This window comes from Xaviernesmea rhizosphaerae (genome assembly GCF_001938945.1).
Lineage (GTDB): Bacteria > Pseudomonadota > Alphaproteobacteria > Rhizobiales > Rhizobiaceae > Xaviernesmea > Xaviernesmea rhizosphaerae.
Genome location: NZ_MKIO01000029.1, coordinates 255434 through 275121, shown reverse-complemented (window position 1 = coordinate 275121; position 19688 = coordinate 255434). Strand labels below are relative to the sequence as shown.

Annotated in this window: 15 protein-coding genes; 8 read left to right on the top strand and 7 right to left on the bottom strand. The window is 64.5% G+C overall.

What is annotated here, in order from left to right; translation table 11 throughout:
• Window positions 1–177 precede the first annotated feature (177 nt).
• Window positions 178–1635: an ArnT family glycosyltransferase gene (locus tag BJF92_RS12145; RefSeq protein ID WP_245294734.1), complete on the bottom strand. Its 1458-nt coding sequence runs from the start codon at window positions 1633–1635 to the stop codon at window positions 178–180.
• Window positions 1636–1846: 211 nt separating this feature from the next.
• Here BJF92_RS12145 and gatB point away from each other — a divergent pair, with 211 nt between their 5' ends.
• The 4 genes from gatB to BJF92_RS12125 all read left to right on the top strand — a co-directional run bounded on the left by gatB (window position 1847) and on the right by BJF92_RS12125 (window position 5156).
• On the top strand, window positions 1847–3349 hold the full coding sequence (gene gatB, locus BJF92_RS12140; protein ID WP_075634979.1) for an Asp-tRNA(Asn)/Glu-tRNA(Gln) amidotransferase subunit GatB: 1503 nt from the start codon (window positions 1847–1849) through the stop codon (window positions 3347–3349).
• Window positions 3349–3846: a GNAT family N-acetyltransferase gene (locus BJF92_RS12135; RefSeq protein ID WP_075634978.1), complete on the top strand. Its 498-nt coding sequence runs from the start codon at window positions 3349–3351 to the stop codon at window positions 3844–3846. Before gatB ends, BJF92_RS12135 begins: the two co-directional genes overlap by 1 nt.
• 175 nt (window positions 3847–4021) lie before the next feature.
• Window positions 4022–4420, top strand: coding sequence for an NADH:ubiquinone oxidoreductase subunit NDUFA12 (locus tag BJF92_RS12130; protein WP_075634977.1), 399 nt, complete (start codon window positions 4022–4024; stop codon window positions 4418–4420).
• 355 nt (window positions 4421–4775) lie between these two features.
• A complete protein-coding gene (locus tag BJF92_RS12125; protein WP_425356409.1) occupies window positions 4776–5156 on the top strand; it encodes a DUF2155 domain-containing protein in 381 nt (126 codons plus the stop codon).
• 343 nt (window positions 5157–5499) lie between these two features.
• Here the strand turns inward: BJF92_RS12125 and aat are convergent, their stop codons facing one another.
• The 6 genes from aat to BJF92_RS12095 all read right to left on the bottom strand — a co-directional run bounded on the left by aat (window position 5500) and on the right by BJF92_RS12095 (window position 13388).
• Window positions 5500–6114: a leucyl/phenylalanyl-tRNA--protein transferase gene (gene aat / locus BJF92_RS12120; RefSeq protein WP_075634975.1), complete on the bottom strand. Its 615-nt coding sequence runs from the start codon at window positions 6112–6114 to the stop codon at window positions 5500–5502.
• 9 nt (window positions 6115–6123) lie between these two features.
• Window positions 6124–7470, bottom strand: a complete 1347-nt coding sequence (gene accC / locus BJF92_RS12115) for an acetyl-CoA carboxylase biotin carboxylase subunit (protein WP_075634974.1) — start codon at window positions 7468–7470, stop codon at window positions 6124–6126.
• A 4-nt stretch (window positions 7471–7474) separates the two neighbouring features.
• Window positions 7475–7942: an acetyl-CoA carboxylase biotin carboxyl carrier protein gene (gene accB, locus BJF92_RS12110; RefSeq protein WP_075634973.1), complete on the bottom strand. Its 468-nt coding sequence runs from the start codon at window positions 7940–7942 to the stop codon at window positions 7475–7477.
• Window positions 7943–7962: 20 nt separating this feature from the next.
• Entirely contained in the window at window positions 7963–8406 is a 444-nt protein-coding gene (gene aroQ, locus BJF92_RS12105; protein WP_075634972.1) for a type II 3-dehydroquinate dehydratase, read from the bottom strand.
• 109 nt (window positions 8407–8515) lie between these two features.
• Window positions 8516–9283, bottom strand: coding sequence for a DsbA family protein (locus tag BJF92_RS12100; protein ID WP_075635046.1), 768 nt, complete (start codon window positions 9281–9283; stop codon window positions 8516–8518).
• A gap of 1051 nt (window positions 9284–10334) precedes the next feature.
• Window positions 10335–13388, bottom strand: coding sequence for an Rne/Rng family ribonuclease (locus tag BJF92_RS12095; protein ID WP_075634971.1), 3054 nt, complete (start codon window positions 13386–13388; stop codon window positions 10335–10337).
• 385 nt (window positions 13389–13773) lie between these two features.
• On the opposite strand from BJF92_RS12095, the gene BJF92_RS25565 reads away from it, so the two are divergent.
• From BJF92_RS25565 to prfB, 4 genes are all read left to right on the top strand, one after another.
• Window positions 13774–13926, top strand: coding sequence for a hypothetical protein (locus BJF92_RS25565; protein ID WP_158032223.1), 153 nt, complete (start codon window positions 13774–13776; stop codon window positions 13924–13926).
• A gap of 247 nt (window positions 13927–14173) precedes the next feature.
• Window positions 14174–15427: an N-acetylmuramoyl-L-alanine amidase gene (locus BJF92_RS12085; protein WP_078057995.1), complete on the top strand. Its 1254-nt coding sequence runs from the start codon at window positions 14174–14176 to the stop codon at window positions 15425–15427.
• A 442-nt stretch (window positions 15428–15869) separates the two neighbouring features.
• Window positions 15870–18323 carry a penicillin-binding protein 1A gene (locus tag BJF92_RS12080; protein WP_075634968.1) on the top strand — a complete coding sequence of 818 codons (2454 nt, stop codon included), beginning with the start codon at window positions 15870–15872 and terminating at the stop codon, window positions 18321–18323.
• 229 nt (window positions 18324–18552) lie between these two features.
• Window positions 18553–19684 (top strand): peptide chain release factor 2 gene (prfB, locus tag BJF92_RS12075; protein ID WP_139790642.1). Its coding sequence is split into 2 segments (ribosomal slippage): window positions 18553–18621 and window positions 18623–19684, totalling 1131 coding nucleotides; the frame shifts between segments, so codons are not numbered across the junction.
• Window positions 19685–19688 lie beyond the last annotated feature (4 nt).

Here is a 19688-nt window from a genome sequence, read left to right as displayed (position 1 = left end):
GGCTGCCAGAGCGGGGCGTCGTTTCCGGGTCTCGGGCAGGCGGGTGGCGCACAGGCCGTCCGCATGCGCGAGACCATCAGCGGGTCTGCTCGTAAGAGAACATCCAGTCTCCAAAGTGAACGCTGCAAGTTACCGCGATCCCGCATGGTCTGTCCAGCGGCGCCGTCTGCGCCTGCCTCACGGCGCCAGACAGGCGGCGTCGGTCAGGTAGAGCGTGATCTCGCGCTTGCGCCAGTAGCCGCTTTCCGGCCTGATCGTCTTGAGCGCGCGCGCCTGCCCGCTCTTGCAGGTCAGGTCTCCCACCGAGGCATAAAGGATCGGCCCCGGGGTCGCGGGATCGAGCGCGAAATTCTGCTCGTAATAATGGCGCGGGAAGCCTTCTTCCCGGCGTGCGGCCAGCGTGAAGCCTTGATCGTTCAGCGTGTAGAAGAGATCGGCGAGGATGTCGCGGTTCTCCGCGACGATCACGGTCGCACCGGCCTCCCTGGCGGTGGCGGCGATCTCCTGGCTCAGCGCGGCGCGGCCGAGATAGCGCTTCAGCACCGAATCGCCGCCGGGCAGCGCCACATGCGCGGCGAAGATGCAGACGATGGGGAAAACGATGGTGGCGAAGAGGTTGATGCGGAAGGAATGGACGATACCGCGTTTCGTCTGCGTCAACAGCAGGATGGTGGCGAGGATCGTGCCCGCCGCATAGGCCTGCACCGCCCAGTTGGCATAGGCGCGCGAGATCAGCGCTTCCGCGACGAAGGCGAGGACGATCGGCCAGGTCAGCAGCGTCAGATGCCGCTCCAGCGGCGTGTCGCTCCGCTTCAGCGCGCGCACACCCGCCCAGATCAGCGCGCCGAACAGCACGGGGCCGACCACCGCGAATTGCGCCAGGAAGAATTCCAGCGCGCCGCGAATATGCAGGTTCAGGCCCTGCCAGTTGACGTTTTCGGAGGTGTGGCGAACCGTGGCGATGTCATGCGTGAGGTTCCACCAGACATTGGGTGAGAAGACGAGGAGCGCCGTCAGCGCCGAGACGATGCCGTCGCGCCAGCTCACCCGCGCGCGGGGCATCAAAAGGGCGGCGAGACCCATGCAGCCGACGACGAAGACCATGGAATATTTGCCGAGCATGGCCATGCCGACGCAGGCGCCGAAGACAAGCGCGCGCGGCAGCGATGAGCGCTCGATCAGCCCGGCATAGGCGACGAGCGCGCCGGCCAGAAACACGAACATCACCGTATCGGTGGAGATGAAGACGGAAGAGAGCGCCACGGCCGGCAGGGTGATGAAACTCAAGCCGACCCAGGGCGCGAATTTTTCCCCCGCCAGCCGGGCGGCGGCCTGCATCAAGAGGAGCGCGGTCGCCATATGGCAGAGCGGGCCACCGAGCCGCACCCAGAAGCGGCTGTTGCTGCCGCCAAGCTCGGTTGTCAGCCGGATGACCCAGGCCACCAGCGGCGGCTTGGAATAATAGCCGAAATCCAGATGCTGCGACCACGCCCAATATTGCGATTCGTCGACGAAGAGATCCGTCGTGTCGAAGGCGAGCAGCAGGATGCGGTAAAGTGTGATCGCCAGAATGGCGAGGATGGCGGCGCGGCGCGAGGGCGAGGCGGCGTGCGGCAGGGGCAAAAGCTGGGACAAGGCAGGCCTCGCGGAACGGGCAAAGGACATGCGACCGGCTCGCCGGCCCCGCCGATCACCTGGCGGCGGGCAGGACGGGCTTGTGCGGGTCGCGCTCCCGGCTGTTCTTGTCGCCTTGCCCGGTCTCGTCAAGTGCGCCCGCCGCTTGCGCCGTCAGGCCAATTGTTTTAACCCCGCATACAGGTAACAGCCGTTCAAGAAGAGCCTTTCCATGACCATCGTCGACGTGCGCACCCCCGATCCCAAACGCTTCATCCCCGGCGCCACCGGCGATTGGGAAGTGATCGTCGGCATGGAGGTGCATGCGCAGGTTCTCTCCAATGCCAAGCTCTTCTCCGGCGCATCGACGGAATTCGGCAAGCCGGCCAATGCCAATGTCTCGCTGGTGGATGCCGCCATGCCGGGCATGCTGCCCGTCATCAACGAAGAGTGCGTGCGTCAGGCCGTGCGCACCGGCCTCGGCCTGAAGGCGCAGATCAACAAGCGCTCGATCTTCGACCGCAAGAACTATTTCTATCCGGACCTTCCGCAGGGCTATCAGATCTCGCAGTTCAAGGATCCGATCGTCGGCGAGGGCCAGATCGTCATCTCGCTCGGGCCGGACCGTCAAGGCCAGTTCGAGGACATCGAGATCGGCATCGAGCGGCTGCATCTGGAGCAGGACGCCGGCAAGTCGATGCATGATCAGCATCCGACCATGTCCTATGTCGATCTCAATCGGTCGGGCGTGGCGCTGATGGAGATCGTGTCGAAGCCCGACATGCGCTCCTCCGAAGAGGCCAAGGCCTATATGACGAAGCTGCGCGCGATCGTGCGCTACCTCGGCACCTGCGACGGCAATATGGACGAAGGCTCCATGCGCGCCGACGTCAACGTCTCGGTGCGCCGTCCGGGCGAAGCCTTCGGCACGCGCTGCGAGATCAAGAACATGAACTCGATCCGCTTCATCGGCCAGGCCATCGAATATGAGGCGCGCCGCCAGATCGCCATTCTGGAGGATGGCGGCACGATCGACCAGGAGACCCGCCTGTTCGACCCCAACAAGGGCGAGACGCGCTCCATGCGCTCCAAGGAAGATGCGCATGATTACCGCTACTTCCCCGATCCGGATCTTCTGCCGCTTGAATTCGACGATGCCTTCGTCGAGGCGCTGAAGGTGGACCTGCCCGAACTGCCCGACGACAAGAAGGCCCGCTACGTCTCCGAACTCGGCCTGTCCATCTATGATGCCTCGGTGCTGGTTTCGGAAAAGGCGATCGCCGATTATTTCGAGGCCGTGGCGGCAGGGCGCGACGGCAAGGCGGCGGCCAACTGGGTGATCAACGACCTGCTCGGCGCGCTCAACAAGGCCGGCAAGGGCATCGAGGAAACCCCGGTTTCTCCGGCCCAGCTCGGCGGCATTCTCGACCTGATCAAGGCGGAAACCATCTCGGGCAAGATCGCCAAGGATCTGTTCGAGATCGTCTTTGCCGAAGGCGGTGACCCGGCCGAGATCGTCGAGGCGCGCGGCATGAAGCAGGTGACCGACACCGGCGCGATCGAAAAAGCCGTGGACGACATCATCGCCGCCAATCCGGACCAAGTGGCCAAGGTCAAGGCCAAGCCGACGCTGGCCGGCTGGTTCGTCGGCCAGGTGATGAAATCGACGGGCGGCAAGGCCAACCCCCAGGCCGTGCAGGCGCTGGTCAAGACCAAGTTGGGCCTGGAGGACTGATGTTCTTCGTCCGCACCGCCGCGCAGGCCGATCTCGCCGCCGTCAGCAAGCTGCTCGGCGAGACCTGGCACGCAACCTATGACCCGATTTACGGTGTGGCGCGGGTCTCCGAGATCACGGCGGAATGGCATTCGGTCGCCGCGCTGAAGAGCCGGCTGGGGCGTCCCCAGTCGGAATTCGTCGTGGCCGATGATGGCAAGCTGCTGGCCGGCATGGGCTTTGCCGCGTTGGATCCGAAGGCGCCCAAGACCGCGCTCTTGCACCAGCTCTATGTCCACCCGGATCATCAGGGCCAGGGCATCGGCCGCGATCTCTTCGCCGAGCTTGAAACCTGCTTTCCCGATGCCGAGCGCATGCGGGTGGAGGTGGCAGCCGAAAATGGCCGCGCCATTCACTTCTACACCCGGCTCGGCTTCTCCGAAGTCGGGCGCACGGACATCTGTGCCGGCAAAGCCGGCATGCCGACCGTCATCCTCGAAAAGCGGCTGGAATTCTGATTCTCCGCCTCTCGCGACGGCCTTGTTCCGCCAGCGGAAAGCTTCTCTGAAGCACGTGCGGGACAAGCCCTCGGGAATGGCTGGACAAGCGGCGCGGCCCGCGCCATAAGCGAAGGTGGATTGAAGGATCTCGCAGGCGCTGAGACGTCTGGGCGAGAGCTGAAGGACGGACGAGATGAGCACCCTCTTGCAGATTTTTACCTGGTGGAACGGCCAGACGCTCGGCACGCGCTTCCACACCTGGCGCTTCGGCAAGAAAGTCGGCCAGGACGAGCTGGGCAATGTCTATTACGAGGGCGGCAAGAAGGATTCCGAGGGGCGCACGCGCCGCTGGGTGATCTATAACGGCTATTCCGAAGCCTCGGCCATTCCGCCGGGCTGGCATGGCTGGATGCATCACCGCACGGATGTTCCGCCGACCCAGGAAAACTACCAGGTCCGCGACTGGCAGAAGCCGCACAAGCCGAACCTGACCGGCAGCGCCGGCGCTTATCGCCCGCAGGGCTCGATCTACAGCAAGGGCGAGCGTCCGCAGGTCACGGGCGATTACGACGCCTGGACGCCGCGCTCCTGAGCCATGGCGGGTTGGCAGGTCTACGAAGGGCCATGCCTTAATTTCGCTTGAGAGAGACTGCAGGAGAGCCGCGCAAGCGGCTTTCCGTTTTTTGATGGCTGACGGGCCGGCGACCCACGCACGGGGCAGGGCGGCGCAGGATGCCGAAGGCGGGCTGGCCGCGCCGCTGCGGAGCTCGCCTTGCGGGACGGGCTGCGCGCCATGCCCTGCACGGGACGATCCGGCCCATGGCCGCTCCGGTCGCGGTGTTGCACCGGTCACAAGGATGGATTTTTCAATGCGTCATCGTTTGAAGCCCAGGGCTCTTGAAGCATCCCGCGCGCTCATCGGCGTCTTGCTCGCCCTTGGCTCCAGCATGGCCCTGCCAGGCGCCGCCTCGGCAGCCCGCGTTTCCAATCCCGTGGCGGTCTTTTCCGGCATCGACAAGATCACCGGCCGCATCACCACCTTCGACGTCTATATCGGCGAGACGGTGCAGTTCGGCGCGCTCCAGGTGACGCCGCGCGTCTGCTACAGCCGCGACGATACGGAAGCGCCGAAGACGACCACTTTCGTCGAGGTGGACGAGATCACGCTCGACCGCAAGATCCGCCGGATCTTCACCGGCTGGATGTTTGCCGACAGCCCCGGCCTCAACGCGGTGGAACATCCCGTCTATGATGTCTGGCTGAAGGACTGCAAGGCGAAGTCGGACCTGCCGCCCCCGGACACCGCCCAGGCCAAGCCGGCGCAGTGAGGCTTCCGGCCTCCGTTATCGTTTCGCATGGTTCCGAGCGCTCCTCCTAGTGACAGGACGGGGCGCTTTTTCGTGGCGGCAGGTGTGTTCGACCGTGAGGGCTGAGGGACTCCTCATACGAAAGTCTGATGATCACGCCCGAATTTTTCAGATTTCCGGCAGAGATGATCATTGCGCGCGTCGTCATGCTCGGGCTTGTCCCGAGGATCTGCCATGGTCAATGAGTTGTAGCGATATCAAGTGCTTGAAGATATCAGGCACAAGCCCGAGCATGACGAAACGAGGAGCTCGCGCATCCTCCAAGAAGCTCCAGACATCGCGAAGCGACCAGCCGGATTTCGTTTCAGAAACCACGATCCGGCTTGGAGACAGCCGATTCCAGAAGCCGCTGATAGCGCGCCTTGGGCACGTCGATGGCGCCGAAGGTCTTGAGGTGGTCTGTGGTGAACTGCGTGTCGAGCAATTCGTAGTCCTGCGCCTTCAGGCGCTCCACCAGATGCGCGAGGCAGATCTTGGAAGCATTGGTGCGCCGGGACACCATGCTCTCGCCGAAGAAGGCGGCGCCGAGCGACACGCCATAGAGCCCGCCCACCAGTTCCTCGCCCTCCCAGGCCTCCACAGAATGGGCCTGGCCGCGCCGGTGCAGGGTGCCGTAGAGCGATTTGATCTGATCGTTGATCCAGGTGCTCGGCCTATCAGGTGCCGGCTCCGCGCAGAGCGAAACGATGGCGTCGAAGGCCGTGTCCACGGTGATGCGGAAGGGCGCGCGCCGGATGGCCTTGGCCAGCGATTGCGAGATGCGGAAGCGGTCGAGCGGGATGATGCCGCGGATCTCCGGCTCAACCCAGTAAAGCTCGGGATCATCGGCCGAATCCGCCATGGGAAACAGGCCGATGGAATAGGCGCGCAGCAGCAGGTCCGGTGTCACCTCCGGCTGCCGGCTGCGCGATCCCTTCATGCCGATATCCTATTCGGCCGCCGGCTGGGCAAGGTAATGCTCCAGCCAGTGGATGTCGTAATCGCCCTTGGCGATATCGTCATTGTTGATCAGATCCTGGAACAGCGGCAGCGTCGTCTTGATGCCGTCGATGACGAACTCGTCCAGAACCCGGCGCAGCCGCATCATGCATTCGCTGCGGGTGCGGCCATGCACGATCAGCTTGCCGATCAGGCTGTCATAATAAGGTGGGATGCGATAGCCGGCATAGGCGCCCGAATCGACGCGCACGCCCAGGCCGCCTGGCGCATGGAAATGCGTGATGGTGCCCGGGGAGGGCACGAAGGTGCGCGGATCCTCGGCATTGATGCGGCATTCGATGGCATGGCCCTGGAAGACCACCTCGTCCTGCGTGACGGACAGGCCATTGCCCGAGGCGACGCGGATCTGCTCATGCACCAGATCGATGCCGGTAATCGCCTCGGTGACGGGATGCTCCACCTGCAGGCGCGTGTTCATTTCGATGAAATAGAACTCGCCGTTCTCATAGAGAAACTCGATCGTGCCGGCGCCGCGATATTTCAGCTTCTTCATGGCTTCGGCGCAAACCTTGCCGATCTCCATGCGCTGCTCGACGGTCAAGGCCGGCGAGTTCGCCTCTTCCCAGACCTTCTGGTGGCGGCGCTGCAGCGAGCAGTCGCGCTCGCCCAGGTGGATGGCATTGCCCATGCCATCGCCGAAGACCTGGATCTCGATATGCCGGGGCTTGCCGAGATACTTCTCCATATACACCGCGTCATTGCCGAAAGCGGCGGCCGCCTCCGAGCGTGCGGTGTTGAAGGCTTCCTCGAGGTCGTCCTCGGTCTGGGCCACCTTCATGCCGCGCCCGCCGCCGCCGGCGGTGGCCTTGATCAGCACGGGAAAACCGATCTCGCGCGCGGTGTCCAGCGCGGTTTCCGGCTTCACCTCGCCATCCGAGCCGGGAACCACGGGAATGCCGAGTTCCATGGCCGTCTGCTTGGCGGTGATCTTGTCGCCCATAATGCGGATATGCTCGGCCGTGGGGCCGATGAAGGTGATGCCATGGGCGTCGAGAATATCGGCGAACTTGGCATTTTCGGACAGGAAGCCATAGCCCGGATGCACGGCATCGGCACCGGTGATCTCGCAGGCCGCGACGATCTGGTGGATGTTGAGATAGCTCTCGCGCGAGGGCGGCGGGCCGATGCACACGCTTTCATCCGCAAGCCGCACATGCATGGCATCGGCATCGGCCGTCGAATGGACGGCGACGGTGGCGATGCCAAGCTCCTTGCAGGCCCGCAGGACACGCAGCGCGATTTCGCCGCGGTTGGCGATCAGAACCTTCGAGATCATCGGCTTACTCGATCACTACAAGCGCTTCGCCATACTCGACCGGCGCGCCGTCTTCCACGAGGATTTCCACGACCTTGCCCGAGCGCGGCGCCGGGATCTGGTTCATGGTCTTCATCGCCTCGATGATCAGAACCGTCTGGCCTTCCTTGACCTGGGCGCCGACCTCGATGAAGGGGCGCGAGCCGGGGGCGGGGGCAAGATAGGCCGTGCCGACCATCGGTGCCGTCAGCGCGTTCTTGGCGCTGCGGGCGGCTTCGGCTGCCTGCGCGGCGGCTGCAGGCGCGGCGGCAGCCGGAGCCGGCGGGGCGGCATAGGTCGGCATCTGCGCATAGGCCTGTATCGGCGCGGAGCGCGAAACGCGGATGCGCATGGAATCCTGTTCGACCTCGATCTCGGTCAGGTCGGTCTCGTTCAGGATGTTCGCCAGATCGCGGATCAGCGCCTGATCGATGCCGGTCTTCTTTTCAGCCATGGATAAGCCTCTTCTTCTTCTTATTCAGCGGATTGGGTGAGAGACTGCAGCGCCTGGAGCGCCAGCAGGTAGCTTTGAGCGCCGAAGCCGCAGATGACCCCTTTGGCCGCGGGCGCAAGATAGGAATGATGGCGGAAGGCCTCGCGGGCATGCACATTCGACAGGTGCAGCTCCACCACCGGAACACGGATGGCCCTGGCGGCATCGTGAAGCGCAATCGACGTATGGGTATAGGCGCCGGCATTGATGGCGATGCCGTCGGCCGCGTCTTGTGCCTCGTGCATCCAGTCGACGAGCGTGCCTTCATGATTGGTCTGGCGAAAATCGACGGTGAAGCCGAGACGCGCACCCGCCTCCACGCACAGCGCCTCGATATCGGCAAGCGTGTGGCCGCCATAGATGCCCGGTTCCCGCTTGCCGAGCAGGTTGAGGTTGGGGCCGTTCAGAACGAAAAACCGGGGCATTGACAAAAGTCCGATGATCTTGGCCGTAGCTATAGACGGATGATGTCTCGAAAAAAAGCCCTGGCGGCCGTGCCCCCAAGGCTTTCAGGCTGTTTCGGCGCTTGGCCCCTCAGCAGGCCGTCTTGCCGCAGGCGCGCAGATTGGCCACTTTCTCGGCCAGCGTATCGGCACCGACCGCGCCGAACACCGCCTCGTTGCCGACGACATAGGAGGGCGTTCCGGTCACGCCCAAGGCATTGGCGAGCGTATAGCTTTCCCTCACCGAGTCATCCGGCCCGTCGCCACCCATATGGGCGCGCAGGTCGGCCTCCTTCACGCCCAGGCTTTCGGCGACCGCAATGGCGCTTTCCTCGGTCGCGCGCTCCTCGCCGCCCAGCAGTTTGCGGTGGAAATCTCCGTACTTCTCCGGCGCAACGGCGCGGAAGGCGGCGCTGACACGGTGAGCGGCCAGCGAATCGGGGCCGAGAATCGGCAGTTCCTTCAGCACGAAGCGGACGTTCTTGTCGCTCTTGAGGATCGCATCCATGTCGGACAGCGCCCTTTTGCAATAGCCGCAATTGTAATCGTAGAATTCGACAATGGTGACGTCGCCCTTGGGATTGCCGAGCGTCACGTCATATTTCGAGTTGAAGATGGCGGTCTTGTTGTCGGTGATGGCCTGCATCGCCAGCTTGGCCTGCTCGGCCTCCTGCCTGGCCTTCAGCGCCTGCTGTGCCTCGATCAGCACCTCGGGATGCGCAATCAGATATTCCCTGATGTACGCGCCGATCTCGGTCTTCTCCTTGGCATCCAGCGCCAGCGCCGGGCCGGGCAGAGCCAGGGCGGCGGAGAGGAGCGCGGCCGGAACGAGGCGCGGAAGGGAGAAGAGACTGTGCATCATTCGACCTTATGCCGGAACAGGAAGATAAGACATGTCGCCAAGCGGCCCATCGGCATCGACCGGACCGCCCGGCCCAGAACGTTGCATTGTGACGGCGTACAGGACCGCGCACCGAGCAAGGCTGGGCAAGCCACTGACGACCATAGGCCGGGGCTCCGACACAGGCAATCCTTTGCAAACATGGCAGCCGCAAGGCACGAGCGGTCGAGGCGCCCGAAAAGACGGGAGGGGCCCGGGCGAGACGGGCAGGACGGCCGTGGATCCGGACATGCTCAAAGGGAGATGCGGCGGAATCGGTTTCTGCGGGCGCGGGGCCAATCCGTTGATCTGATTCGGCAAAAGCTTGGGCGCCATGGCTCGCCTCCGAGAGCATCGGGCTGAAAATCGCACGCGGTCCGATTCTCGCAAGCGCGTGGCGATCTTCCGGATGCGTGTCCCGCGCCTTAAGCCTTTGTTTTATCACATGTCATGATCGAAAAACCATCTCCCACTTTCGCGCGACATGCTGGAGTCGGCCGTCTTCCTGGCACCGCTCGATTCAAGCGCGCATGGCTGCGCAAGCGCCTGACGGGAGCTGTCGCGATCACCGGGGCCCGATCCTCACTATTCCTGTCTTATCAAAGGCTTACAGCCGCCGTTTGAATCGGGAGCGGAGGCGCTTGAACGAAATTGTTAAGGGCGGATGGCGGCGCGCCGAGCGGTTTGAGCGCTGCGGCTGGATGATCGAATGCGCCTCCCGCGAAACCTGTGGCGCATTTTGAAAAGCATCCGCCGGGAGCCGTATCCAGCTTGCCCCTTGCCTCTTGCGCCCGTTGTTTCTTGTGGGCCGCGGCTTGCCGTGGGGGCTAATGGCCCTGCTTGTCACCCCGCACGCTGGCGACGGGGCGACAGCGACGCCCGGGCGGCGCGCAAGCTTGATTCAGAAAAGCGGCACCTACAGAGGTCATGATCGACACGAAAAAGCCGGCGGGGATGCCGCCGGCTTGTTCCTGATTACATGTCTTTCGCTGCCTGCCGGGCGTAACAGCCAGCGGCAGGAAGTGCGGGCTTAGAGGAAGCCGCGGCGCTGCCACCAGCCGCCCTTCTTGGGCTTTCCGGCGTCGTCTTCGCCGGTGCTGCTGGAGCGGACCACCGGCTCGCTTGCGATCGTGTCGAGATCGCGATTGCGCCGTGCCGGCTTGCCAGCCTCCTCCGTGCCTTCCGCGCTCTCCGCGGCCACCGGCTCGGCTTCGGCCACGACAGGCGCTTCAGCCTGCGGAGCCGGGGCATCCTGTGCCACAGGCGGCGTCTCCTGCAGGGCTTCTTCGGCCTGGAGCACGTCGCTGGTCTGCGGCGCAGCCTCAGCTTCGGTCAGGCTCTGGTCCATGCCGGCACTGAGGCCGTCCTGCGGCTGGCCGGCTTCGGCTTCGCCGAGAACCGTCAGGCCGGAGACCTCGATGGCCTGTTCCAGCACGGTGCCTTCCCCGGCTGCCTCTGCCGCCATGTCGGCCGGCTGGTCCGAAGCCTCGTCGCCTTCGTCCTCGTCGCCCTGCGCGTCGCCATCCTCGGCTTCGCCCTCGGCACCGGCCTCCAGCTCGTCGGCCCGGCTGCGGCGGCCACCGCGCTTGCCGCGCCGGCGGCGCTTGCGCTTCTGGCGCTCTTCGGCCGTCAGACCGTCGGTCGTTTCGACGGCTGCGGCGTCATCGGCCTCGTCGCCCTCGTTCTCGCCCTCATCCTCGTCGGAGCCGTCCTCGGACTCGTCGTCGCCGGCGGCGAGATTGTCCTGCGAGCCCTCGCCATTGCTGCCGTTGCGACCACGGCGGCGACGGCGGCGCTTGCGCTTGCGACCATTGTCGCCTTCGCCTTCGTCACGCGCGCTCTCGCGGGCGGCGGGCTCGCTCTGGGCTTCTGCGGCTGCTTCGTCCTCTTCGAGTTCCTCCTCGATGACGACGTCGTCTTCGTCCTCGATCGGCGGCTCCCAGGGCAGGAGCTGCTCGATGCGGACCGGGTTCTCGACCGGCTCGCCGCGATCGACGGCGAAGTGCTGGCTGCCGACCAGCGGATCCGCCTGGATCAGGATCGCCACACCGAAGCGGTTCTCATAATCGATGATCGTGCCGCGCTTGTGGTTGAGCAGGTAGAGCGCCGTGTCCGGCGTGGTGCGCACGGAAATATCGTGCGTGGTGTTCTTGAGCAGATATTCTTCGATGCCGCGCAGAACATGCAGAGCGATCGACGACTGCGAGCGCACATGGCCGGTGCCGCCGCAATGCGAGCAGACCTGCGTGGTCGATTCGAGCACGGAAGCGCGGATGCGCTGGCGCGACATTTCCAGAAGGCCGAAATGCGAGATCCGGCCGACCTGGATGCGGGCCCGGTCGTTCTTCAGGCAATCCTTGAGCTTCTTCTCGACCGCGCGGTTGTTGCGCTTTTCTTCCATGTCGATGAAGTCGACCACGATCAGGCCGGCCAGGTCGCGCAGGCGCAGCTGGCGCGCCACCTCTTCGGCGGCCTCCAGATTGGTCTGCAGTGCCGTATCCTCGATCGAATGCTCGCGGGTGGAGCGGCCGGAGTTCACGTCGATGGCAACCAGCGCTTCCGTCTGGTTGATGATGATGTAGCCGCCCGACTTCAGCGTCACCTGCGGCTGCAGCATGCGGTCGAGCTGCGCCTCGATGCCGGAGCGCGAGAAGATCGGATGCACGTCGCGATAGGGCTGCACCACCTTGGCATGGCTCGGCATCAGCATCTTCATGAAGGCCTTGGCCTCACGATAGCCTTCCTCGCCGGCGACGACGATCTCGGAAATGTCCTTGTTGTAGAGGTCGCGGATCGAGCGCTTGATCAGCGAGCCTTCCTCATAGACGAGGCAGGGCGCGGTGGAGGCGAGCGTCAGCGTGCGGACATTTTCCCACAGGCGCATCAGATATTCGAAGTCGCGCTTGATCTCGACCTTGGTGCGGTTGGCACCGGCCGTGCGCAGGATCACGCCCATGCCCTGCGGCACGTCCAGCGACTTGGCGACTTCCTTCAGCCGCTTGCGATCCGGCAGATTGGTGATCTTGCGGGAGATGCCGCCGCCGCGCGCCGTGTTCGGCATGAGAACCGAATAGCGGCCGGCCAGCGATAGATAGGTGGTCAGCGCAGCGCCCTTGTTGCCGCGCTCTTCCTTGGCGACCTGCACCAGCAGAATCTGCCGGCGCTTGATCACCTCCTGGATGCGGTACTGCTTGCGCGGCTTGCGAACCTGGCGGTCCGGCACCTCTTCCATGGCGTCTTCGGCGCCGACGGATTCGATGACTTCCTTTTCCTCGTGGCGATGGTCGTCCTCGTCATCGTCGTCATCATGGCCGCGTGCCTCGGAGACTTCATCGACATCGACCATCGCGGCGATCGAGCCGCCATGGCTACCGCCTTCGTCATGATCACCGCCAAAGCCTTCGTCTCCCGAGACGGAGGGGCCGCTGTCGCCGGCATCGGCATCGTTGGCGGCCACTTCGGCCGAATCAGCGCCTTCCAGCGCGGCTTCGCCGCTTTCCGGCGCGGTCTCGACCACCTGTTGTGACGCGGCATCCTCGTCGGTCTCGCCGACGGCGGCGTCCTCGCCGGCAATGTCATCGCGGGGCTGTGCCGCGTCCGCCGCTTCGACGGCAGGCTCGGCGGCGGCTTTCTTGCTGCGGCGCGCGCGCTTGGGCTTCTTCGGCTTTTCCTCCACCGTTTCGATCTTGACGGTCGGCGCATCCTCGCCGTTGCCCTCGGGCTCGGCGGCGGGCGGCACGGCGGCCTCTTCCGGCGTCTCGTGATCGGCCGAATCATGGTCGTCGTCGCGGCGGGCTTCCTCGGCCTCGGCCTTCAGCAGCGCCTGACGGTCGGCCAGCGGGATCTGATAGTAATCGGGATGGATTTCGGCGAAGGCCAGAAAGCCGTGGCGATTGCCGCCGTAATCGACGAAGGCGGCCTGAAGCGAGGGTTCTACCCGGGTGACCTTGGCAAGGTAGATATTGCCGCGGATCTGCTTCTTGTGTTCCGACTCGAAGTCGAACTCTTCTATGCGGTTGCCGCGAACGACAACAACGCGCGTCTCCTCTTCGTGAGACGCATCGATGAGCATTTTCTCTGCCATGTAAGCTGTGCTCCTCGGCATGGCCGAGGCCCGAGAGGACGCTTGCGCCTGTCAGGCGCGCCCTCCTGCGCGATGCGGTGCATGCCGAACAAATGAAATCCTGCCGGTGCCTGCCGCTGATCGCCCGGACGGAGCGAAGCCGGAACGCTGTCGTTCCGTCCTGCCTCCAATTCCGTTCGATACTGCCGCGACATCATGGGACCAAGCAAGAATGCCAATGGTTAGGCCCTCGAAGGGCCCGATGAACATACCCGCCATGCGGGCGCGGTGCGAAACGCACCGGATGAAGTCCGGCCACCGCCGGAAGAAGAATATCTCATGCAGCCGCAAGCGCCTTGCGGCGGTCCAGCGATCGATGTTTCCACAGAGGACGGGAGAGGGCCTGGTGACCGCCGCTGTCCGTCTGTCTGATCATGAACTCGGGCGCCAGGAAGACCCGGCAGCCAAGGCATCGATTGATACCGCCGACACTTTTTGGCCTTTGAAGCTTTATGATTTCCCTGTCACAATAGCAAGGGAAAAGCCGGACTTGCCTTAATATTGATGGATTTGCCATTCTCGTTGTCGACCGGTCAGGCGGCACGCAAATGGGTCACTCTGCAGGTCTTTCAAGACCGTCCGATCGCCACCTTGCGCGTTCAGGCAAACGGTGACGTCGGGCTGGGCGGCGCCAGGGGAATGCACTTTAACGACGCGTTAACCAGAGCGGCGTCATCACAGGGTCCATGAGCGGCGAGCAAGACGAATCGAGGGCGATCAGCAAGCGGGGCCGGGCGGCCCGGCTGATGCTGTGCCTTGTGCTCTGCCTGTCGGCGTCCTGTGGCCTGCCGCGCCTGGCCTTAGCCGAAGCGCTGACCGCCGCGCCGGCCCCTGTTGCCAAGCAGCAACCGGCGCCGGGCGCCGAACAGCCGGCGCTGGCTGTCAGCGGCCGGATCGCCGGCGACGAGGCGCGTGCGCGCCTCGTGCTCGAATTCGACCGGAAGCCGACCTTCTCCGTCCATTATGCCCGCGAGCCGGTGCGCGTGATCGTCGATCTGCCCCATGTCGCCTTCGGCATCCGGCCGGACGATCTGGCGCCGCGCGGACTGGTGAAGGATATCCGCTACGGTGCGATGAGCGACCAGCTCGCCCGGCTGGTGATCACCGCGGGCAAGCCGGCCGGCGTCGCCCATGCCGAGGTTATGCCGATCGAGGGCGGGCGCTATCGTCTCGTCGTCGATGTCGAGCGGGTCGAACAGGCCGCCTTTACCAAGCTCCTGTCCGGCCAGGACTGGACCAGCAGCGTCACCGGGCGCAAGACCGACCGGGTCAAGGGCGCGGATGTGGCCGCCGCCCAGAAGGGCGGGCCCTTCATCATCGCGGTGGATGCCGGCCATGGCGGGATCGACACGGGTGCCATCGGCGCCGATTCAAAGGTTCTGGAAAAGAACGTGACGCTGGCCTTCGCCAAGGCGCTGGCCGAGCGGCTGGACAAGCTGCCGGGGGTCGAGGCGGTGCTGACCCGGGATTCGGACGAGTTCCTCTCCCTGTCGGAGCGGGTGCAGATCGCCCGGCAGAAGGGCGCGCAGCTGTTCATCTCGCTGCATGCCGACACGGTCAAGCAGGCCGATATCCGCGGCGCGACCGTCTATACCATCTCCGACAAGGCCTCCGACCATCTGGCCGCCAGCCTCGCCGAGCGGGAAAACCTCTCGGATGCCGTGGCGGGGCTGACGCTGTCCGACGAGCCGGCCGAGGTGGCCGATATCCTGATCGACCTGACGCGCCGCGAGACCCAGCTCTTCTCGATCAATCTGGCGCGCGCCGTGGTTTCCTCCTTCGAGGGCCAGATCCGGCTGATCAACAATCCCCATCGCTTCGCCGGTTTCCGCGTGTTGCAGGCGCCCGACGTTCCGTCGATCCTGCTGGAGCTCGGCTTCATGTCGAACAAGGAGGATGAGGCGCTGCTGCTCGACGACGCCTGGCGCGGCAAGGTGGCCGACCGGATCGTCGAGGCCGTCGGGCGCTATCGCGGCGCCGTGGCCGCCAATGGCGGCTGACGCCGCGCATTGAAGTCCGGAGCCTGTCGCTGATCGCTTTGTTGCGAAACGAGACCTCAGCGCGACGCGCGGACCGCGCCTCTGGAATGATGCGCCAGAGATTGTCCGTTCGCCGCCTGCACAGATGCCGCGCGACTCGGCGCGGGGTCGATCGGGCAGGGCGGGCAGTTCCTCCTGTTCGGCAAAGTCTTTCCAGCCGATGACAGGTTGATTTGTGTCGCAGGGGTAACAGGCCCAAGCTTTTCCTCGGGGGAAGGGCGCTGATTCATCGTAAAGCCCTATTTTGCGCACAATCGGATCGCTATCCGGGCGCATAGGAGTCACGAGCCGTGCCTGGCCTTGCCCGCGCCGCCTTAGCCGGCGCCGGCTAATTGCGCATCTGCCGCCTGTGCGGCCACGCCGCCTCGTGATACAGGATCTTGAAAAAACCCGGATACCGCTGATGATCAGACTGATTGGATATTTCTTCGGCATCGGCACCGTCTTTGCCCTCGGGCTGGCCGCCGTTGCTGCCGTCTATCTCGGTCATATCACGCGTGACCTGCCGGATTACGAAGTGCTCAACAGCTACGCCCCGCCGGTGACCACGCGCGTTCACGCGGGCAATGGCGAGCTGATGGCCGAATATGCCCGCCAGCGCCGGCTCTATCTGCCGATCCAGGCCATTCCCGACCGGGTGAAGGCCGCCTTCATCGCCGCCGAAGACCAGAACTTCTACACCCATCCCGGCGTCGATATTTACGGCCTCGGCCGCGCCGTCATCAACAATATCCAGAACATCGGCTCCAGCCGCCGCCCCGAAGGCGCCTCCACCATCACCCAGCAGGTGGCCAAGAACTTCCTGCTGTCGGGCGACCAGACGATGGAGCGCAAGGTCAAGGAAGCGATCCTCTCCTTTCGCATCGAGCAGTCCTACAGCAAGGACCGCATTCTCGAGCTCTATCTGAACGAGATCTATTTCGGCATGAACGCCTACGGCATTGCCGGGGCGGCGCTGACCTATTTCGACAAGTCGGTGACCGAGCTGACCATTGCCGAGACCGCCTATCTCGCCGGTCTGCCCAAGGGGCCGAACAATTACCACCCGTTCCGCCGCGAGGAAGCGGCGCTGAACCGCCGCAACTATGTGATCAAGCGCATGGTGGAGGACGGTTACATCACCGCCGACGAGGGTGCTGAGGCCGAAAAGCAGCCGCTGGGCGTCAATATCCGCCGCGGCGGCTCGCATCTCTTCGCCTCCGACTATTTCTCCGAGGAAGTGCGCCGCCAGATCATCCAGCGCTATGGCGAAAACGCGCTCTATGAGGGCGGCCTGTCTGTGCGCACCTCGCTCGATCCCCGCGTCCAGGTGGCCGCGCGCCACGCACTGCAGCAGGGTCTGATCAATTATGACGAGCGCCGCGGCTATCGCGGTCCTGTGAAGTCGCTGCAAATCGGCGGAGACTGGGGCGAGGCGCTGTTCAAGGTGCCGTCGCTGTCCGACGTGCCCGAATGGGATCTCGCCATCGTTCTGTCCGTCGATGCCAAGGGCGTCGATATCGGCCTTCAGCCGAAGTCGGACGGTTCCGGCAAGCCGGCGGCCGAGCGCGTGCGCGGCCGGATCTCGGCGCAGAACATGCAATGGGCCTATCGCTCGGCCACCAATGCTCGCAAGAGCGCCCGCTCGCCCGATGGCGTGTTGGCGCCTGGCGACGTCGTCTATGTCGAGCCAATGAAGGAAGAGGGGCAGTACCGCCTGCGCCAGCCTCCGAAGGTACAGGGTGGCCTGGTGGCCATGGACCCGCAGACCGGCCGCGTGCTCGCCATGGTCGGCGGCTTCTCCTATGCCCAGTCGGAATTCAACCGCGCCACCCAGGCGATGCGCCAGCCCGGCTCCTCCTTCAAGCCCTTCGTCTATGCCGCCGCGCTCGACAATGGCTACACCCCGGCCTCGGTCATTCTCGACGCGCCGTTCGAGCTGGTGACGGGCGGCCAGGTCTGGCGCCCGGAAAACTATGGCGGCAATTCCGCCGGTCCCTCGACGCTGCGCCTCGGCATCGAGAAGTCGCGCAACCAGATGACGGTGCGCCTCGCCAACGACATGGGCATGAACCTCGTCGCCGAATATGCCGAACGCTTCGGTATCTATGACAAGATGCTGCCAGTGCTGGCCATGGCGCTCGGCTCGGGCGAAACGACCGTCATGCGCATGGTCTCGGCCTATGCGGTGATCGCCAATGGCGGCAAGCAGATCAAGCCGTCGCTGATCGACCGCATCCAGGACCGTTACGGCAAGACCATCTTCCGCCACGAGGACCGGACCTGCGAGACCTGCAACGCCACCGACTGGAAGAACCAGGAAGAGCCTGTCCTGACCGACAATCGCGAGCAGGTGCTCGACCCGATGACCGCCTACCAGATCACCTCGATGATGGAGGGCGTGATCCAGCGCGGCACCGCGGCCGGCAAGGTCAATCTCGACCGCCCGGTCGCCGGCAAGACTGGCACCACCAACGACGAGAAGGATGCCTGGTTCGTCGGCTACACGCCCGATCTCGTCGCCGGCCTCTATCTCGGCTTTGACGAGCCTGCGCCGCTGGGCCGTGGCGGCACCGGCGGTGGCCTCTCCGCGCCGATCTTCAACGACTTCATGCAGGTTGCGCTCGCCGGTTCCAAGCCGGTCCAGTTCGCCATTCCCCCGGGCATGAGCCTGATCCCCGTCAACCGCAAGACCGGCATGGCCGCGCGCGAGGGCGATCCCGACACGATCATCGAAGCCTTCAAGCCCGGCACCGGCCCGGCCTCGAGCTTCTCCGTCATCGGCGGTGCCGATCAGGCTGTGGCGCCGGAAGAGATCCTGCGCTCCTCGCCGCAGGCGAACCAAGCGGTTCAATCCGGCTCCACCGGCCTGTTCTGATCTTCGCTCCGATCCGACGGACGCATTTTTTAACGCCGGCGCGGCCTTGCCCGCCGGCGTTTGCCTGTCCATCTCCACGCCGTCCCGGCTTTACAGCCGGGGTCTGGCGGATTAATCAGCTGCCAACGCCGCCATAGCCGGCGGGGACGTCGTCACATGCGTGCCGGGCTCGAAGTCCGGCGCGCGGCCGCCAAGGGAAAACCGAGGCGCGACAGGAAGACTGAGGATCATGCGCAACGAAATCGAGAATATTGTCGACGAAATCAAGCAGGCCATAAGCCTGCTGAGGAGGCATCTTTGACTGGGATCAGGCGGTAAGACGACTGGACTGGTTGAACAACAAGGCAGAGGATCCCACCCTCTGGAATGACGCGGCCGAAGCGCAGAAGCTGATGCGCGAGCGCCAGATGCTGGATGAAAGCATCACTGGCGTGCGCAGCTTCGAGCGGCAGCTGGCCGACAATATCGAGCTGATCGAACTGGGCGAAGCCGAGGGCGACGCCGAGATCGTCAAGGACGCCGAGGAAGCGTTGAAGGCGCTGCGCACCGAGGCGGCCCGCCGCCAGGTGGAGGCGATGCTTTCGGGCGAGGCGGACGGCAACGACACCTATCTGGAAGTGCATTCCGGTGCCGGCGGCACGGAAAGCCAGGACTGGGCCAACATGCTCCTGCGCATGTACACCCGCTGGGCAGAGCGCTCGGGTTATAAGGTCGAGCTGCTCGAAATCCATGATGGGGAAGAGGCCGGCATCAAGTCCGCCACGCTTCTGGTCAAGGGCCACAATGCCTATGGCTGGCTGAAGACCGAATCGGGCGTTCACCGCCTCGTGCGCATCTCGCCCTATGACAGCAATGCGCGCCGCCACACCTCGTTCTCCTCCATCTGGGTCTATCCGGTGGTGGATGATTCGATCCAGATCGACATCAACGAGAGCGACTGCCGGATCGATACCTACCGCTCCTCCGGCGCCGGCGGTCAGCACGTCAACACGACGGACTCGGCCGTGCGCATCACGCATATGCCCTCGGGGATCGTGGTGCAGTGCCAGCAGGAGCGCTCCCAGCACAAGAACCGGGCCAAGGCCTGGGACATGCTGCGCGCGCGCCTCTATGAGGCCGAGCTGAAGAAGCGCGAGGAAGCGGCCAATGCCGAAGCGGCCTCCAAGACCGAGATCGGCTGGGGCCACCAGATCCGCTCCTATGTGCTGCAGCCCTACCAGCTGGTGAAGGATCTGCGCACCGGGGTGGAAAGCACGGCGCCATCCGACGTTCTCGACGGCGAGCTGAACGAGTTCATGGAAGCCGCACTCGCCCATCGCGTCAGTGGTGGTGCGGATGCGGGCGTGGAAGACATCGCCTGACGGC

Excerpts from the sequence above, each read along its gene's own strand:
- gatB (WP_075634979.1), top strand. The coding sequence starts at position 1,847 with ATGACCATCGTCGACGTGCGCACCCCCGATCCCAAACGCTTCATCCCC.
- BJF92_RS12135 (WP_075634978.1), top strand. The coding sequence starts at position 3,349 with ATGTTCTTCGTCCGCACCGCCGCGCAGGCCGATCTCGCCGCCGTCAGC.
- BJF92_RS12130 (WP_075634977.1), top strand. The coding sequence starts at position 4,022 with ATGAGCACCCTCTTGCAGATTTTTACCTGGTGGAACGGCCAGACGCTC.
- BJF92_RS12125 (WP_425356409.1), top strand. The coding sequence starts at position 4,776 with ATGGCCCTGCCAGGCGCCGCCTCGGCAGCCCGCGTTTCCAATCCCGTG.
- aat (WP_075634975.1), bottom strand. The coding sequence starts at position 6,114 with ATGAAGGGATCGCGCAGCCGGCAGCCGGAGGTGACACCGGACCTGCTG.
- accC (WP_075634974.1), bottom strand. The coding sequence starts at position 7,470 with ATGATCTCGAAGGTTCTGATCGCCAACCGCGGCGAAATCGCGCTGCGT.
- accB (WP_075634973.1), bottom strand. The coding sequence starts at position 7,942 with ATGGCTGAAAAGAAGACCGGCATCGATCAGGCGCTGATCCGCGATCTG.
- aroQ (WP_075634972.1), bottom strand. The coding sequence starts at position 8,406 with ATGCCCCGGTTTTTCGTTCTGAACGGCCCCAACCTCAACCTGCTCGGC.
- BJF92_RS12100 (WP_075635046.1), bottom strand. The coding sequence starts at position 9,283 with ATGCACAGTCTCTTCTCCCTTCCGCGCCTCGTTCCGGCCGCGCTCCTC.
- BJF92_RS12095 (WP_075634971.1), bottom strand. The coding sequence starts at position 13,388 with ATGGCAGAGAAAATGCTCATCGATGCGTCTCACGAAGAGGAGACGCGC.
- BJF92_RS12085 (WP_078057995.1), top strand. The coding sequence starts at position 14,174 with ATGCTGTGCCTTGTGCTCTGCCTGTCGGCGTCCTGTGGCCTGCCGCGC.
- BJF92_RS12080 (WP_075634968.1), top strand. The coding sequence starts at position 15,870 with ATGATCAGACTGATTGGATATTTCTTCGGCATCGGCACCGTCTTTGCC.